13 protein-coding genes and 1 pseudogene are annotated in these 14,922 nt (G+C 74.0%); 6 read left to right on the forward strand and 8 right to left on the reverse strand.

Features of this window, described 5'->3' with window-relative positions:
* Window positions 1–40 precede the first annotated feature (40 nt).
* From pucL to OG899_RS04520, 3 genes and pseudogenes are all read right to left on the reverse strand, one after another.
* Window positions 41–958, reverse strand: coding sequence for a factor-independent urate hydroxylase (pucL, locus tag OG899_RS04510; protein WP_125495984.1), 918 nt, complete (start codon window positions 956–958; stop codon window positions 41–43).
* 8 nt (window positions 959–966) lie between these two features.
* Window positions 967–1,875 carry a 2-oxo-4-hydroxy-4-carboxy-5-ureidoimidazoline decarboxylase gene (gene uraD / locus OG899_RS04515; RefSeq protein ID WP_125495983.1) on the reverse strand — a complete coding sequence of 303 codons (909 nt, stop codon included), beginning with the start codon at window positions 1,873–1,875 and terminating at the stop codon, window positions 967–969.
* A gap of 196 nt (window positions 1,876–2,071) precedes the next feature.
* Window positions 2,072–2,239, reverse strand: a pseudogene (locus tag OG899_RS04520) (helix-turn-helix domain-containing protein); the annotation flags it as partial.
* Between the two features lie 245 nt (window positions 2,240–2,484).
* Here OG899_RS04520 and OG899_RS04525 point away from each other — a divergent pair.
* From OG899_RS04525 to OG899_RS04535, 3 genes are all read left to right on the forward strand, one after another.
* A complete protein-coding gene (locus OG899_RS04525) occupies window positions 2,485–2,712 on the forward strand; it encodes a hypothetical protein (protein ID WP_125495981.1) in 228 nt (75 codons plus the stop codon).
* Between the two features lie 354 nt (window positions 2,713–3,066).
* On the forward strand, window positions 3,067–3,477 hold the full coding sequence (locus OG899_RS04530) for a VOC family protein (RefSeq protein ID WP_125495980.1): 411 nt from the start codon (window positions 3,067–3,069) through the stop codon (window positions 3,475–3,477).
* Between the two features lie 32 nt (window positions 3,478–3,509).
* Entirely contained in the window at window positions 3,510–4,115 is a 606-nt protein-coding gene (locus tag OG899_RS04535; RefSeq protein ID WP_168130897.1) for a helix-turn-helix transcriptional regulator, read from the forward strand.
* A 506-nt stretch (window positions 4,116–4,621) separates the two neighbouring features.
* On the opposite strand, the gene OG899_RS04540 is transcribed toward OG899_RS04535, so the two are convergent.
* The 3 genes from OG899_RS04540 to OG899_RS04550 form a co-directional block, all read right to left on the reverse strand.
* Window positions 4,622–4,816 (reverse strand): LysR family transcriptional regulator, encoded by a 195-nt coding sequence (locus OG899_RS04540; protein ID WP_168130896.1) that lies wholly within the window; start codon window positions 4,814–4,816, stop codon window positions 4,622–4,624.
* A 288-nt stretch (window positions 4,817–5,104) separates the two neighbouring features.
* Window positions 5,105–6,742 (reverse strand): AMP-binding protein, encoded by a 1,638-nt coding sequence (locus tag OG899_RS04545; protein WP_308431445.1) that lies wholly within the window; start codon window positions 6,740–6,742, stop codon window positions 5,105–5,107.
* Entirely contained in the window at window positions 6,739–8,415 is a 1,677-nt protein-coding gene (locus OG899_RS04550; RefSeq protein ID WP_168130895.1) for an AMP-binding protein, read from the reverse strand. Before OG899_RS04550 ends, OG899_RS04545 begins: the two co-directional genes overlap by 4 nt.
* Before the next feature lie 131 nt (window positions 8,416–8,546).
* Between OG899_RS04550 and OG899_RS04555 the strand changes: the two genes are divergently transcribed.
* The 3 genes from OG899_RS04555 to OG899_RS04565 all read left to right on the forward strand — a co-directional run bounded on the left by OG899_RS04555 (window position 8,547) and on the right by OG899_RS04565 (window position 13,573).
* Window positions 8,547–9,383, forward strand: a complete 837-nt coding sequence (locus OG899_RS04555; RefSeq protein ID WP_125495976.1) for a LuxR C-terminal-related transcriptional regulator — start codon at window positions 8,547–8,549, stop codon at window positions 9,381–9,383.
* A 228-nt stretch (window positions 9,384–9,611) separates the two neighbouring features.
* The gene (locus OG899_RS04560; protein WP_125495975.1) at window positions 9,612–12,440 is read left to right on the forward strand and encodes an AAA family ATPase; all 2,829 of its coding nucleotides are present in this window, start codon (window positions 9,612–9,614) and stop codon (window positions 12,438–12,440) included.
* A 314-nt stretch (window positions 12,441–12,754) separates the two neighbouring features.
* Window positions 12,755–13,573, forward strand: coding sequence for a trypsin-like serine protease (locus OG899_RS04565; protein WP_125495974.1), 819 nt, complete (start codon window positions 12,755–12,757; stop codon window positions 13,571–13,573).
* A 94-nt stretch (window positions 13,574–13,667) separates the two neighbouring features.
* Here the strand turns inward: OG899_RS04565 and OG899_RS04570 are convergent, their stop codons facing one another.
* Together OG899_RS04570 and OG899_RS04575 are read right to left on the reverse strand one after the other, a co-directional pair.
* Window positions 13,668–14,093: a CBS domain-containing protein gene (locus OG899_RS04570; protein WP_125495973.1), complete on the reverse strand. Its 426-nt coding sequence runs from the start codon at window positions 14,091–14,093 to the stop codon at window positions 13,668–13,670.
* A gap of 206 nt (window positions 14,094–14,299) precedes the next feature.
* The gene (locus OG899_RS04575) at window positions 14,300–14,761 is read right to left on the reverse strand and encodes a TIGR03668 family PPOX class F420-dependent oxidoreductase (protein WP_125496023.1); all 462 of its coding nucleotides are present in this window, start codon (window positions 14,759–14,761) and stop codon (window positions 14,300–14,302) included.
* Window positions 14,762–14,922: the final 161 nt, after the last annotated feature.

The raw sequence follows: 14,922 nt of genomic DNA on the forward strand, positions 1-14,922 counted from the left end.
GTGCGTGCTTCGGTCGGACCGGCCGGGCGGGCGGTCCGCGTCAGAGGTTGGTCAGATCGGCCGGGATGAGCTGGTCGGCGCCGTCGCGCAGCACGGTGGCCTCGATGAGGCCGTAGGGCCGGTCGGCGGCGTGGTACACGGCGCCGTCGGCGGCGTCGTTGGTGAGGCCGAAGGGCGACAGGTCCGAGCGGAAGTGGTGCTGGTTGGGCATCGAGAAACGGATCTCGTCGATCCCGTCGCAGGACTCCAGCACCCGAACGCCCATCGCGAAGAGGGTCTGCTGCAGCGAGTACGAATAGGTCTCGGCGAACGCCCGCAGCGCGTGAGTGCGCACCCTTCGGTAGGAGCGGTCCCAGTCGGGGGCGGGTGCGCCGGTGCCGTCCCAGGTGTGCCGCCACCAGGTGGAGACGGTGGTGGCGAGGATGCGGTCACGGTCCTCCTCCAGGGTGGTGTACTCGTCCCTGAGAAAGCCCCAGAACTCGGAGCCGGTGGAGTTCAGCACCGTCAGGTCCTTCAGACCGGACAGGACCTGGACGCTGTGGCCGTCGTAGGTGATCTGTGCGCGGCGGATCTCCTGGCCCCTGCGGACGAAGGAGTGACCGGTGGCGGGTGTGCCGTCGGGGGTGTCGATCCGGTCCCAGGCGTACTCCTCGATGCGGATGCGGGCCCGGTGGATCGGCGCGGTGTCGTCCACGAAGTGGCGGGCGAGCCGGATGCCGAAGTCCTCGGCGCTGTCGATGCCGAACCGCTTGGCGAAGGCGTACACCGTGTTCTTGGTGGTGTCGGTGGGCAGGACGTTGGCGTTGGAACCGCTGCGGTGCACCTCCTCCATGTCGCCGGACAGGGCGACGGAGACGTTCAGGTCCTTGATGTGGTGGGTGTCGCCGTCACGTGTGATCTTGACGACGCGGTTCTCGGCCTTTCCGTACTGGTTCTGTCCCAGGACGCATCGGGTCATGGTGTCGGTCAGCTCCCTCGGTACACGGAGTAGCCGAACGGGGAGAGCAGCAGCGGTACGTGGTAGTGCTCGCCGGGCACCACCGCGAAGGCCACGGCGACCTCGGGGAAGAACGCGGGGCTGCCGCTCTCGCCGTCCTCGGGCGCGGGGGCGTCCCGCCGGGCCGCCGCGCGGGTGGTGGCGTAGGTCTCGGTGTCGAACACGAGCCGTGCGTGGGTGGTGCCCTCCGGCAGCGCCGGGAGGTCCCGGCACCGCCCGTCGGTGTCGGTGGCGGATCCGCCCAGCTCCTGCCAGCCGGCGGTACGTCCCGCGCGGGCGGCCAGGAGGACGGGGACACCCGCGGCGGGCCGGCCGAGGCCGGTGTCCAGGACATGGGTGGACACGGAGGCGGTTCTTCCGGTGCTCATGGTGCCCTCTTCGATCAGTCGCGCGAGCCGAACACGGTTGATCTTCCCCAGCTCGGTGCGGACGGTCCGCCACTCCTGCTCCGGCGTGTTGCGGAGCCGCTCGGCCGCCGCGTCGCGCATCTGCTCGCCGGTCAGCCCGGTGGCGCAGATCAGGAACACATGGCCGAACGTGCGCTCGTACGCCTGGTTGAGTGCGTGCATCTCCGCCTTGAGGTCCGCGGAGGCACGGGTCATGCCGCTCTGCTCACGGGCGGAGGCCGTCTCCCCCGGCCGCGGACGGCCGATCGGCGGATGCCCGGCCAACGCCTCCTCGAGGTCGTGCGTGGTCAGCGCGGCGAGGGCGGTGTCGGCGGCGGCGTACAGCTCCTCGGGTGCGGCGAAGGGCCGGGCGACGAGCACCCGATCGGCCCACGCCGTCGAGGCACAGATCCGCAGGAGGGCGGCGCGCGCCGCCGCGGGCGCGGAAGCGTTGAAGCGGGCGAGGCCCGACGGCAGGGATGTCGACGTCACGGCAGCCTCCGTGGCCTCGAACACGTGGTGTACGGAACACGTCGCGGACAGCTAACGCCTCCGCAGCGACCGCGTCAACGGTGTGTCGAGCATGTCCGGCACCGGGCGCAGCGATCGCGCCCCCCGGGCCGGCCGGCTCCTCCCCCTCGGCACCCGGCCGGTCCCCTCCGGCCGGCTCCCCGCGCCAGTCCCCGCGTCAGTTCTCCTTCTCGCGGTTGAGGCAGGTGTAGACGGTGAGGCGGCTGACGCCCAGGGCGCTCGCCACGGTCGCAACCCCGTGCCGTACGGCGGACGCGCCGCGCGCCTCCAGGGTGCGCACGATCCGCTGTTCGGCCTTGCGGTCCAGCTCGGCCGACGGCCTGCCCGACGTCCACGGCGTCCGGCGCGGCGCCCTCACCGGCCTCCCGTGCGTCCACCGTGTGGGCGGGCACCTCGTCCAGGGCGAAGGGTTCGGTCGTGGACTCCGGTTTCCGTCGCACGCGCTCAGCCTGACGCGCCGGCCGGTGCGCGGGCAGACGCGGCCGCCGCCGAGGCCCCGGGACCCGCCTCTTCGCGGTGCCCCGCAGCTTTCGGGGTGCGCGGCGGCGGCGGGCGCAGGAGGCTGAAGGCATGAACACCCGGCATCCGCACATCGTGGTGCACTCCCCGGCGCTGGACGGCTCCCGGCGGGTCACCGAGGGCGATGTCACCCTCGGGCTCGCGTCCCACCTGGACGACGTGATCGAGATCCTCCGGCATGCCGACCTGGACCGGTTCGAGGTGGAGGACAGCGACATCGTCGAGTGGCAGGGCGGCGGCCCGGAGGACTGGCCGGGCCTGTCGGACGACGACTGGTGAGCCGGACGCCGCCCGCGCCCTGCCGCGTCCCGTCGTCTACGGCACGGGACGTAGACCCCGTACGCCTTGCTCAAATCAACCTCTGAACCGGGCCCGCGGGGGATGGGCCGGCGCTGCGCGCGGGCACCCTCTTCCCCGAGGGCCCCGCCGGAACGGGGGCGGCGGGCGCCCTTGCCCCGAGGGACCCGCCGGCACGGGGGCGGCGGGCCCCTCGTTCTGTTTCCGCCCTGGACGCCTTGTTCTCCGCCTCCGGGCACCGGTCGGGCTCCGCCCCGCACACAATGCCCCGGACCGGAAGGAACCGGTCAGGATTCGAGAAGCGCGAACCACTGCACCGGACCTAGCCTGCTCGGCATGAAGCTCACCATTCACACCACCGTCCTCCCGCACGTCGACCCGGACGCCTCCCTCGCCTTCTACCGTGACGTCCTCGGTTTCGAGGTCCGCAGCGACGTCGGACAGGGCACGATGCGCTGGATCACCGTCGGCCCGCCCGGCCAGCCCGACGTCTCCCTGCTGCTGGCGCCACCCGCCGCCGACCCGGGCATCACCGAGGACGAGCGCCGTACCATCACCGAGATGATGGCCAAGGGCACCTACGGCTGGATCATGCTGGCCACCGAAGACCTGGACGAGGTCTTCGAGCAGGTGCAGGCGGGCGACACCGAGGTCGTCCAGGAGCCGACCGAGCAGCCGTACGGCGTCCGGGACTGTGCCTTCCGCGACCCGGCGGGCAACCTGGTGCGCATCCAGCAGCTGCGCTGACCGCGCCGACCGGAGGAAGGGGGCACAACCCCATGTGCCGGCCCGAGTGGCGGCGTGCGCAGGCCGAGGCGCAGCGCCTGGCCGATCTCGCCCGACTGCGCCGTGTCCGCGACCGGATCGACCGGGAGTTCGCGCAGCCGCTGAACGTGGAGGAGCTGGCCCGGGCTGTGCACATGTCCGCCGGACACCTCAGCCGGCAGTTCCGGGCCGCCTACGGCGAGTCGCCCTACGCCTACCTGATGACCCGGCGCATCGAGCGCGCGGCGGCGCTGCTGCGGCGCGGCGACCTCAGCGTCACCGAGGTGTGCCTCGCCGTCGGCTGTGCGTCGCTGGGGACGTTCACCACCCGCTTCACCGAACTGATCGGCATGCCGCCCGGCGCCTACCGGCGTCGCGCGGCCGCCCGGGCGGATTCGGCGGCGCGGACGGCGGACCTGGCGGACGCGTCGGACGCCCCGGATGCGGCGAACGCACCGCAGCCGGTGCGGGTGCCGGGGGAACGGGAGGCGACCGCGAGCGGCCGTCCCCCTGGAACGCGGGCCGGCGAGGACGCCGCCCCCGGGATCCTGGTGGACGGCATGCCGGCGTGTGTGGCGAAGCAGGTGACCCGGCCGGTCAGGAACCGCACCGTGCCGTGAGCGGCGGCCTCGGCGCGACCGGCCGCACCGGCGACGGCCGCCCCGGGTGCCGCCGCAAGCGCCGCCTGCCGGGTGCCGCACGGCGGGCAGGCGGCTCATGCGGCCGCTGTGCCTGCCCTCGCCGGTGCGGCCGGCGCGCGCCGCGTGGAGGAGCGCCTCCCCGAGCGTCGTCGCGTGCGGATGCGGGTTGGTGCGCGGATACACGCAGGACAGCGTGGCCCGGGGTGCTCCGGTCAGGGGCAGGTGGAGGACGTCGGGGTCGGGGTGCTGGGCCGCGTCGGCCGCCTCGTCGGGCAGTCCCGCCGTCCGGTCGTCGACCCGGACCGGCTGCACGATCACGTGGTGGCGTTGCTCCAGGTGTGCGAGGGCGCGCCGCCCCGGCCCGGTGGGGAAGCCCCACGCGTAGCCGAGACGCGGCGGGGCGTGGCTCTCGGGCGGCCGCAGGGCGGCCTCCAGGCATGGGAGCAGGATGCGCAGTTCGGCCTGCGGACGCCGGCCCTCGGCGGTCAGCCGTGGTGCCGGGTGCTGCGGTCCAGCAGCGAACGCCCCAGCGCTTCCTCCAGCCGGCGGATCTGCCGGCTGAGGGTGGGCCGTGACATGCCGAGGCGATCGGCGGCCCAGGTGACGTGCTGTTCCTCGGCGAGCGCGAGGAAGCACCGCAGGTGCTGAATGCCGATGTCCACGCAGGTGACAGGAGTCATTCCGCCCCCTGAGGGAGCATGCCGCCCCTCCCCGGCGTGTCGGCCTCTCGGTACGTGCGGGCGCGACCTGTGCCGGCGCCCCTGGCCAGGCAAGTACACGGTGCGAGGCGGCACGTGGGCCAATGCCGTGCGCGCAACAGAGACCGATCGCGCATCGTCACAGGTCGGAGGGGGCGTCGAGGACGCCTCTCGGGACGGCGGTGAGAGCAGACGTGTGGGCGGCCAGGGACGGGGAGGGCGGCAGGACGGGAACGTCCGCCGCCCTCCCCGCTCGGCTGCTCGTCCCCCTCAGGCCCTCGTCCCGAACCGCTCCCTCAGCTCGACCTTGCGCACCTTGCCGGACACGGTCATCGGGAAGGTGTCGAGGATCTCCAGCCGGCTGGGGATCTTGTAGTGGGCGAGGCGGCCCTCGCAGAAGGAGCGCAGCTCCTCCAGGGTGGGCGGGTCGGCCGGGTCCTGCGGGACGACGCAGGCGAGCACCTCCTCGCCCCAGGTGTCGTGCGGGACACCGACGACCTGCACGTCACGGATCTTCGGGTGGCCGTAGAGGTACTCCTCGATCTCGCGCGGGTAGATGTTCTCGCCGCCACGGATGATCATGTCCTTGATCCGGCCGACGATCTCCACATAGCCGTCCTCGCGCATCACCGCCAGGTCGCCGGTGTGCATCCAGCGGCCCGCGTCGACAACCTCGGCGGTCCTGTCCGGCTGCTCCCAGTAGCCGAGCATCACGCTGTAGCCGCGGGTGCACAGCTCACCTGCCGTGCCGCGGGGCTGGGTCACCCCGGTGACCGGATCGACGACCTTCACCTCCAGGTGCGGCAGGACGCGGCCGACGGTGCCCGTGCGGTGCTCCAGGTCGTCCTCCCTGCGGGTCTGCAGCGACACCGGGGAGGTCTCGGTCATGCCGTAGCAGATGGACACCTCGGCCATGTGCATCTCGGCGACCACCCGTTTCATCACCTCCACCGGGCAGGGCGAGCCCGCCATGATGCCGGTGCGCAGGGTGGACAGGTCGTAATCGGCGAAGCCGGGCAGGTTCAGCTCGGCGATGAACATGGTGGGCACCCCGTACAGGGAGGTGCAGCGCTCCTGCTGGACGGCCCGGAGGGTCGCGGCGGGGTCGAACGAGGGTGCCGGGACGACCATGCAGGCGCCGTGCGAGGTGGCCGCGAGGTTGCCCATCACCATGCCGAAACAGTGATAGAACGGGACAGGTATGCAGATCCTGTCCTGCTCGCTGTAGGCGAGCAACTCCCCCACGAAGTACCCGTTGTTGAGGATGTTGTGGTGGGAGAGGGTGGCCCCCTTGGGGAAGCCGGTGGTGCCCGAGGTGTACTGGATGTTGATGGGGTCGTCGCAGGACAACTGTGCGGCGCGGGCGCGCAGCTGACCGTCGTCGACCGAGTCGGCGCGGGCGAGCAGGGCGTCCCAGCTCGCATCACCGAAGTAGACGGTCCGCCGCAGCCGAGGGCAGGCGCCGCGCACCTGTTCCACCATCGCGCGGTAGTCGCTGGTCTTGTGGCGCTGCGAGGCGAACAGCAGGCTGACACCGGCCTGGTTCAGGACGTACTCCACCTCGTGGGTGCGGTACGCCGGGTTGATGTTCACCATGATCGCGCCGATGCGGGCGGTGGCGTACTGCACCAGCACCCACTCGGGGCAGTTGACCGCCCAGATCCCGACCCGGTCGCCCTTGGCGACCCCGCTCGCGAGGAGGGCGCGGGCCAGTCGGTCGACGTCCGCGGCGAACTCGGCATAGGTCCAGCGGCGTCCGGAAGCCACGTCGACCAGGGCCTCCCGGTCGGGCCAGGCGGCCACCGTCCGGTCCAGGTCGGCGCCGATGGTGTCGCCGAGCAGAGCGGTGGTGCCGGTGCCGTGCGCGTACGACAGCGCGGGCGCCTGGGTGCGCGGCAGCTCGCTCACCGGAAGTCCTCCTCACGGTACTCGTGGTCGGAGCCGGCGGCCGTGGCCTCGCGCAGTTCGATGCGGCGGATCTTGCCGGAGACGGTCTTGGGCAGGTCGCCGAACTCCAGACGGCGGATGCGCTTGTACGGGGCGAGGACCCGGCGGGAGTGCTCGAAGAGGATCTTGGCGGTGTCCGGGCCCGGCTCCCAGCCCTCGGCCAGCACGATGTACGCCTTCGGCACGGCCAGGCGCAGCTCGTCCGGGGCGGGCACCACGGCCGCCTCGGCCACCGCCTCGTGCTCCAGCAGCGCGCTCTCCAGCTCGAACGGGCTGATCTTGTAGTCGGAGGCCTTGAACACGTCGTCGGCGCGGCCGATGTAGGTGATGTAGCCGTCCTCGTCGCGGGAGCCGATGTCGCCGGTGCGGTAGTAGCCGCCCGCCATCGCCTCCGCGGTGCGGTCGGCGTCGCCGTGGTAGCCGGCCATCAGGCCGACGGGCCGCGCGGACAGGTCGAGCGCGATCTCGCCCTCGCGGGCGCCGGGGGCGCCGGTGACCGGGTCGAGCAGCTCGACGCGGTACCCCGGGCTGGGCCGGCCCATCGAGCCGGGCTTCAGGCGCTGGCCGGGGCTGTTGGAGATCTGCACGGCGGTCTCGGTCTGTCCGAAACCGTCCCGGATGGTCACCCCCCAGGCCCGGCGGACCTGGTCGATGACCTCCGGGTTGAGCGGTTCACCCGCGGCGACGGCCTCACGGGGCTTGGTGCGCAGCTGGGTCAGGTCGGCCTGGATGAGCATCCGCCACACCGTCGGCGGGGCGCAGAACGTGGTCACACCCGCCCGGTCCATCTCGGCCATCAGCCGGGAGGCGTCGAAACGTGTGTAGTTGTGGATGAAGACGGTCGCCTCGGCGTTCCACGGGGCGAACAGGTTGGACCAGGCGTGCTTGGCCCAGCCCGGCGAGGAGATGTTCAGGTGCACGTCGCCGGGTCGGAGGCCGATCCAGTACATGGTGGCCAGGTGCCCGATCGGGTACGACACATGGGTGTGCTCCACCAGCTTGGGGCGGGCGGTGGTGCCCGAGGTGAAGTACAGCATCAGCGGGTCGTCGGCGAGGGTGGGGCCGTCGGGGACGAACGCGGCGGACACGTCGTAGGCGTCCTCGTACCGCTGCCAGCCGTCCTCGTCGGGCAGGCCGCCGACGGCGATGCGGGTGTAGGCGCCGGGCACCTCGGCGAACTTGGCGGCGTCCTGGGTGCGCACGACGACATGCTTCACCCGGCCGCGCTCGACCCGGTCGCGCAGGTCGGCGGGGCCGAGCAGCGGGGTGGCGGGGATGACGACGGCGCGCAGTTTCATCGCGGCGAGCGCGGTCTCCCACAGCTCGGCCTGGTTGCCGAGCATGACCAGGATCCGGTCCTCGGCCGCGACGCCGCGCTCGCGCAGCCAGCCGGCGACGCGGTCGGAGCGCTCGGACATCTCCGCGAAGGACAGTCGGGTCTCGGTGCCGTCCTCCTCCACGATGTGCAGGGCGGTGCGGTCGTTGCCCTCGGCGATGACGTCGAACCAGTCCAGCGCCCAGTTGAACCGGTCGGGGCGGGGCCATCGGAAGCCGGCGCAGGCCGTGTCGTAGTCCTCGCGGTGTTCCAGCAGGAAATCCCGCGCCTGGCGGAACAGCTCCGTCGCTGTCGTCATGCGTCCTCCAAAGCCCTTCACATCCGGACCGTTGCCGGGCGGCTGCGTCACATCGTGTAATCCGTGATGCGGGTCTCACCACCCCCGAACGGGGGTGTGTGGGGGCGGGTCCGTGACGAAGGGGCGAGCAGGTGTCGGCGGAGGCGTCCGGGGCGGCGGAGATCAGGGGTGCGCTGGTGCGGCTGCGGCGGGCGACGGGACTGCCCGTCGCCTTCGGCGGCCTGGTGGAGCCGGGCCTGCCCGGGGTGCGGATCAGCGAGCTGAGCGGTACGGCCACACGCGCGCTGAGCGCGCTGGCGGTGACCGCGGGCAACGGGCTGGGCGGCAAGGCGGTGGCGCTGGCCCGTCCGTGCGCGGTGACGGACTACTCGCTGTCCCGGCAGATCAGCCACGAGTACGACGCGGCGGTGGCCGCGGAGGGGCTGCGCGCGGTGCTGGCCGTGCCGGTGGTGGTGCGGCGCCGGGTGCGCGGGGTGCTGTACGGGGCGCTGCGCGCGGCGCAGCCGCTGGGCGACCGTGCGCTGGCCGCGGCCGTGCAGGCCGCGCGGGACGTGGAACAGGCGTTCGTGGCGCGGGAGGAGGCGCGCGACCTGCTGGCCGCGGCGCGGACCGGGACGGCGCCGGGACGGCCGGCGAGCGCGGCCTGGGAGCAGGTCCGCGAGGCGCACGCGGCGCTGCGGGCCCTGGCCCCGCGGATCGCGGATCCCCAGCTGCGGGCCGAACTGCTGGACGCCTGCGGCCTGCTGACCGCCGCGGCCGCCCCGGCACAGCGGGTGAACCTGGCGCCGCGGGAGGTGGACGTGCTGGCCTGTGTGGCCTCCGGTGCGACCAACCGGGCCGCCGCGGCGCGCCTGGGGCTGCGTCCGGAGACCGTGAAGGCGTATCTGCGCTCGGCCATGCGGAAGCTGAACGCCCACACCCGCGGCGAGGCGGTGGTCGCGGCCCGCAGGGCCGGCGTGCTGCCGTAGGGGGCCCGGTCCGCTGCGGCGGCGGACCCGGGTGTGCGGGTTTGCATTTGGCGGGCGACGACGGAAATGGGTCCCTGCCCGGTCCGGTGTCGTGATTCCCGCCTCCCGTGCTCCGGCGCCGATTCCCGTGGTGTGCGAACCGTCACGGATTCCCTCGCTCCCCGACCGGACGGAATTCCGGGGCGCGGTGCCTAGAATTCAGTGCGGCCACGACACACGAGAGGAGCGGTGACCGTGCGACGGGACTTCATGGGCCCTGCGGGCTGCCGCTCCGACCTGGTCATAGGCCATGACGAGGCCGTCGCGGCGGCGCGGGAGCAGCTCGGCCGGGGCGGCAGTGTGCTGCTGCACGGGCCGGCCGGAATAGGAAAGTCGACCGTGCTGCGGGCATTGGCCGCGGAATGCGCCCCGTCGGCGCGTACCGTGTTGCGCTGTTCGGCGACCGAATCCGAATCGCACCTGCCGTTCCTGGCGCTGGCCGATCTCTTCGGGCTGGTGCTGGAAGAGGTCTCCGCAGAGCTGCCCGCCGCGCAGCGCACCGCGCTGGAGTCGGCGCTCACCGGCCGCGGCGAGTCCAGCCTGCGGCGCGACGGTCTGGCGCTGCGCCTGGCGGTGCTGTCCGTGCTGCGCGCCCTCGCCCGGAAGGGACCGGTCCTCGTCGTCGCCGACGACCTGCAGTGGCTGGACGCGGCCAGCGCCGAACTGCTGGGCTTCGCCGCCCGCCGGCTGGGCGACACACCCGTGCGGATGCTGTGCGCGATACGCACCGAGGACGAGAGCCACGACCGCTCCGTCGCGTTCGGCTTCGACCGTGCGGGCGGCCCCCCGTGCCCGCCCGACACCCTCCCGGTGCGGCTGCGCCCGCTGACCCGGACCCACATCTCCGCGCTGCTCGACCACCGCGGCTACCGGGACCTGCCCCGCTCCACCGTCCGGGACATCCACCGCACCAGCGGCGGCAACCCGCTGTTCGCCCTGGAGCTGGGCCGTGCCCTGGCCGAGAACCCGACCCCGCCGCGGCCCGGCGAGCCGCTGCCCGTGCCCACCTCGCTGCGTGCCCTGGTGCTCAGCCGGCTGCGGATGCTGCCGGACGAGGCCCGCCGCACCCTGCTCGTGGCGAGCGCCGGCGCCCGCCCCACCCTGGCGCTGCTGCGTGCCGCCGGGCGGGTGAACGCCGAGACGGAATGCGCCCGCGCCGCCGAACTGGGGTTGCTGGCCACCGAACCGGAAGGCCCGGCCGTGCGGTTCGCGCACCCGCTGATCTCGGCCGCGCTGTACGCGGAGGCCTCCGCGCAGGAACGCCGGGCCGCGCACGCCGCCCTGTCCACCGCCGCCGCCGACCCGATCGAACGGGCCCGCCACCTGGCGCTGGCCACCACCGGCACCGATCCCGAGGTGGCCGCCCGGCTCGCGGAGGCCGCCGCGCTCGCCCGGGACCGCGGGGCACCGTCGGTGGCCGCCTCCCTGGGGCTGCTCGCCGCCCGGCACACCCCCGCCGACGGCGACCCCGGGCCGGACGAGCGGCGACTGCTGGCCGCGGAGGACGCCATCACGGCCGGGGAGGTGGACCTCGCCCGGGACATCGCCCACGGGGTGCTCGCCCGGGCCACCGTGCCCGCCGAACGGGTGCGGGCGTGGATGGTGGTGATCGAGGCCGCCGGGCAGGCCCTCGGCGACGTGGACGCCGTCTTCCCGCAGGCCCTCGCCGACGCCGGCGACGACCCGCGGCTGCTCGCCCTGGTCCACTACCAGCTGGCCTGGCGGGGTCTGGTGGTGGCCGGCGACTTCGCCGAGGCACGCCGGGAGGCCGCGCACGCCGCCGAGCTGGCCGCGCGCGGCGAGGACCGCCGTACCGAGCTGATGGCGCTGGCGTTCCAGGCCTCCACCGAGACGCTGATGGGCCATCCGGACGCCGCCGCCACCATCGAACGGGCGATGAGGGAGCCTCAGGACCCGTACGTGGCCTGCCACCACAACGGCGTCGGCTCGGCCCGTTTCCGGTACCTGCTGATGAGCGACCGGCTCGCCGAGGCCCGGGCCACCATCACGGGGCTGCTGCGCGAGGTCAGACGGCGCGGCATGGTCGAGAGCGAGGTGCACTATCTGCGGTCGCTCGCCGAGACGGAACTGCGCGCCGGGCACTGCGGCCGGGCGCTGGACCTGGCCCGCGAGAGCCTGCGGCTGGCCCGGGACACCGGCATCGGCGAGGGCGCGTCCGCGATGCTGGCCTCGCTCGCCGAGGCCGACGGCGGCGACCCCGGCACGGCGTTGAAGCTGGCCGAGGAGGCGGTGCGGCTCGCCGAGGAGGACGGCGACCAGATGTACCTCTCGCGGGCCCTGGCCGCCCTGGGGCACGCCCACTTCGTGGCCGGTGACGCACCGGCGGCGGTGGCGGCGCTGCGCCGGGTGCGCAAGCTGGAGCGGGCGCTGGGCATCACCGACCCGGCGCGCGGCCGCTGGCACGGGGATCTGGCCGAGGCGCTGGTGCTCACCGGGGAGACCGAGGAGGCGCAGAAGGTCGTCGACACCGCCCGGGAGCAGGCCGCTCGGCTGGGCCGGCAGGGCATGCTGGCCGTGCTGGACCGGGCCGAGGCGCTGGTACGCGCGGCCCGCGGCGAAACCCGGGCGGCCGTCGCCCAGTTGACGGCGGGGCAGGACCGGCTCGCGGCCCTGGGCACCGGGCTGGAGGAGGCGCGGACCGCGTTCGCGCTGGCCCGGCTGCGCAGCGGCCGGCGGCCGGGGCCGACGTCGTACGACGAAGCGGCGCGGCTGTTCCGGCGGTGCCGCGCGCTGCCGTGGCTGCGTCAGGTGGAGGCCGCCGCGCTGGCCCGGCCGGCCCCGCCGGAGCGTCTGCCGGCGGCCCTGGACGAACTGGCGTCGATGGAACGGCAGGTGGCCGCGCTCGTCATCGAGGGCGCCACCAACCGGGAGATCGCGGCGCGCCTGTTCGTCAGCGTCAAGACCGTGGAGGCGACGCTGACCCGGGTCTACCGCAAGCTGGGGATCCGTTCGCGGGTCGACATCGTCCGATTGGCGGCGGCCCGGCGCGCGAAGTGAACGCGGCGCGGGTTGACTGACGGCGTGGATCCAGTGAGGGCCGCCGCCGGCGGACCCCGGACCGGCCGAGGTCTGCCCCGGCCGACCGGGGACCGGCCGGGGGCGGTCAGGGACGGCCGAGGCCATCCGACCGAGGGTTTTCCCTGCCCAACCCCCTAGGGGGTTCCCTCATTGGAGGCGTGCGGGGCGGCTCCTAGCCTGGAGAGCGTGCCGCTCGCCCGGGCACAGGACGTCCGTCCTCACGGCGCGGACATGCGTGTCCAGCTCCACCCCCACCCGTGCGACCCCCCACCGGCCAGCTCACGAGGAGACGCATGTTCGGCCTCACCCGTGCCCGTCGCAGGCGCGGCAGACGGACCGCCGCCGCCCTGACGGCGACCGCCGCGACCGTTCTGCTCGCCGCCCCCGCCGCAGCCGCGCATCCTCGCCCGGCCGGCGACGTTCCCCGGCCCGTCGTCGGCGGCACGCCGACCACCACCGACGCGTACCCGTTCATCACCCAGATCACCGACGCGGCCGGCAACCAGTTCTGCGGGGGAACCCTCGTGGCGGCCCGGAAGGTGGTGACCGCGGCGCACTGCGTGGCCGACGAGACCCCCGCGCAGCTGCGTGTGGTCGGGGGCCGCACCTATCTCGACGGCACCGACGGCACGGTGAGCGAGGTCAGCCGGATCTGGGTCGCCCCCGGCTTCACGGACCCCACGAGCGGCGACGACGTGGCGGTGCTGACGCTCACCACCGCGATGCCGTACACCCCGGCGCCCTATGTGGCCGCCGATGACACGGGCGTGTACGCGCCGGGCACCGTCGCCCGGGTGCTCGGCTGGGGAACCACCACGGAGAACGGCAGCGCCTCCAACCAGCTGCGCACCGCGACCGTGCCGGTGGTCGCCGACAGCGACTGCGCACGGGTGTACGGCTCGCACTTCGTGGCGAGCGACATGGTCTGCGCCGGATATCCCTCCGGCGGCGTGGACACCTGCCAGGGCGACAGCGGCGGTCCCCTGCTCGTCGGGGGCGTCCTGGCAGGGATCACTTCCTGGGGCAACGGCTGCGCGGCGGCGGGTCATCCGGGTGTGTACGCCCGGCTGACCACGTTCTCCTCCCAGGTCGCGGCGCAGGTCGCCGCCTGACCCCTCCCCGGGGACACAGGGCCCCGGGGACACAGACCGGGGGCGTTGCGGGCCGCCACGAGAGGCCCGCAACGCCCCCTTCCAACGGGTCCGGTCAGCGGTTGGGGTCGGCCTTGCTGATGTCGGCCAGCGCGGAGTGCGGGTCGTCGGTGGTGGCCAGGTCACCGAGGCTGACCATGCCGACCGGGCAGCCGCCGTGCTCGACGACGGGCAGCCGGCGCACCGCGTACTGGCGCATCAGCTCGGCGGCGTGGTCGGTGGTGTCGTCGAGGCTCAGGGTCACCACCGGGGGCCGGGTGCACACCTGTCCGGCCGTGGTGGTGTGCGGGTCGCTGCCGCCGGCCACGGCCCTGACCACGATGTCCCGGTCGGTCAGCACGCCGAACAGATCGCAGTCGTAGGACACCAGGACGTCGCCGACGTTCTGCTCGCGCATCACGCGGGCCGCACTCTCCAGCGTGGTCATCGGCTCGACGGCCACCGCACCGGGGTGCATCACGTCGCGTACTCGCCGGGTCATGGGGCACCTCCCGGGGCCGGGCTGGGCACGGGGACGCGGGACGACGTCCCTGACCGCCGCGTAGCCAGAACGGGCCGCGCCAAACCGGGGCCCGACGGGTCGCGCAGGCCGGGGGCCTACGGGTGTCGTGGGTCCGTGCGGGGCCGTACGGGTCGTGGGTCCGTGCGGGGCCGTACGGGTCGTGGGTCCGTGCGGGCCGGTGCCGTTCACCCGGCCGGGTGCGGGGCGGACGCCGGGTCGGCCTGCCATCCGGTCCAGTCGTGGACGGCGACCACGATCACCGGCCCGGCCGGCGGGTCGTCCCGGTACTGCGGGTACTTGGCCCGCAGCCGCACCAGCGCGGCCTCGTACTCCTCGCGGGTGGCCAGGTCCGGCGCGTCGGGCGGCACGATCCGGGCACCGCCGTCCGCGCGGACCCACCACAGGGTCGACCAGTCCTCGGCGTAGCCGTCGGCGAGCAGACACACGGCCGGGGTGACCTCGATGTTGTGCAGGCGCCGCAGCCGTGCGGTGCTCTTCGGTTTGCGGTCGACGGCCGTGACGACGTGGTCGGCGCCGTCCGTGGCGAACACGATCGGCACCAGGTGGGGGCAGCCCAGGTCGTCGACCGTGCCGAGCCGGGCCACCCGGGCGGCCGCGAAGCACCGCCGGGCCAGGGCGGGGTCCATCCGTGTCACGGTGCGGCTCCTCTCCTGCTGCGACCTGCTCACCGCCTGCGGACAGCCCCTGGTGCCCCACCTTGCGCACCGTCCGGTCCGGGCTGCCGCCGTGTGCGTCCGCCGGGGTGCCGCGCGCCTGCCCGGCGGCGTCCCGCGGCGGCTTCCGGGTA

This window comes from Streptomyces thermoviolaceus (assembly GCF_045209695.1).
Classification (GTDB): Bacteria; Actinomycetota; Actinomycetes; order Streptomycetales; family Streptomycetaceae; genus Streptomyces; species Streptomyces thermoviolaceus.

Coding starts and splice junctions, on each gene's coding strand:
- pucL (WP_125495984.1), bottom strand. CDS start 958: ATGACCCGATGCGTCCTGGGACAGAACCAGTACGGAAAGGCCGAGAAC.
- OG899_RS04525 (WP_125495981.1), top strand. CDS start 2,485: ATGAACACCCGGCATCCGCACATCGTGGTGCACTCCCCGGCGCTGGAC.
- OG899_RS04530 (WP_125495980.1), top strand. CDS start 3,067: ATGAAGCTCACCATTCACACCACCGTCCTCCCGCACGTCGACCCGGAC.
- OG899_RS04535 (WP_168130897.1), top strand. CDS start 3,510: ATGTGCCGGCCCGAGTGGCGGCGTGCGCAGGCCGAGGCGCAGCGCCTG.
- OG899_RS04540 (WP_168130896.1), bottom strand. CDS start 4,816: ATGACTCCTGTCACCTGCGTGGACATCGGCATTCAGCACCTGCGGTGC.
- OG899_RS04550 (WP_168130895.1), bottom strand. CDS start 8,415: ATGACGACAGCGACGGAGCTGTTCCGCCAGGCGCGGGATTTCCTGCTG.
- OG899_RS04565 (WP_125495974.1), top strand. CDS start 12,755: ATGTTCGGCCTCACCCGTGCCCGTCGCAGGCGCGGCAGACGGACCGCC.
- OG899_RS04570 (WP_125495973.1), bottom strand. CDS start 14,093: ATGACCCGGCGAGTACGCGACGTGATGCACCCCGGTGCGGTGGCCGTC.
- OG899_RS04575 (WP_125496023.1), bottom strand. CDS start 14,761: ATGGACCCCGCCCTGGCCCGGCGGTGCTTCGCGGCCGCCCGGGTGGCC.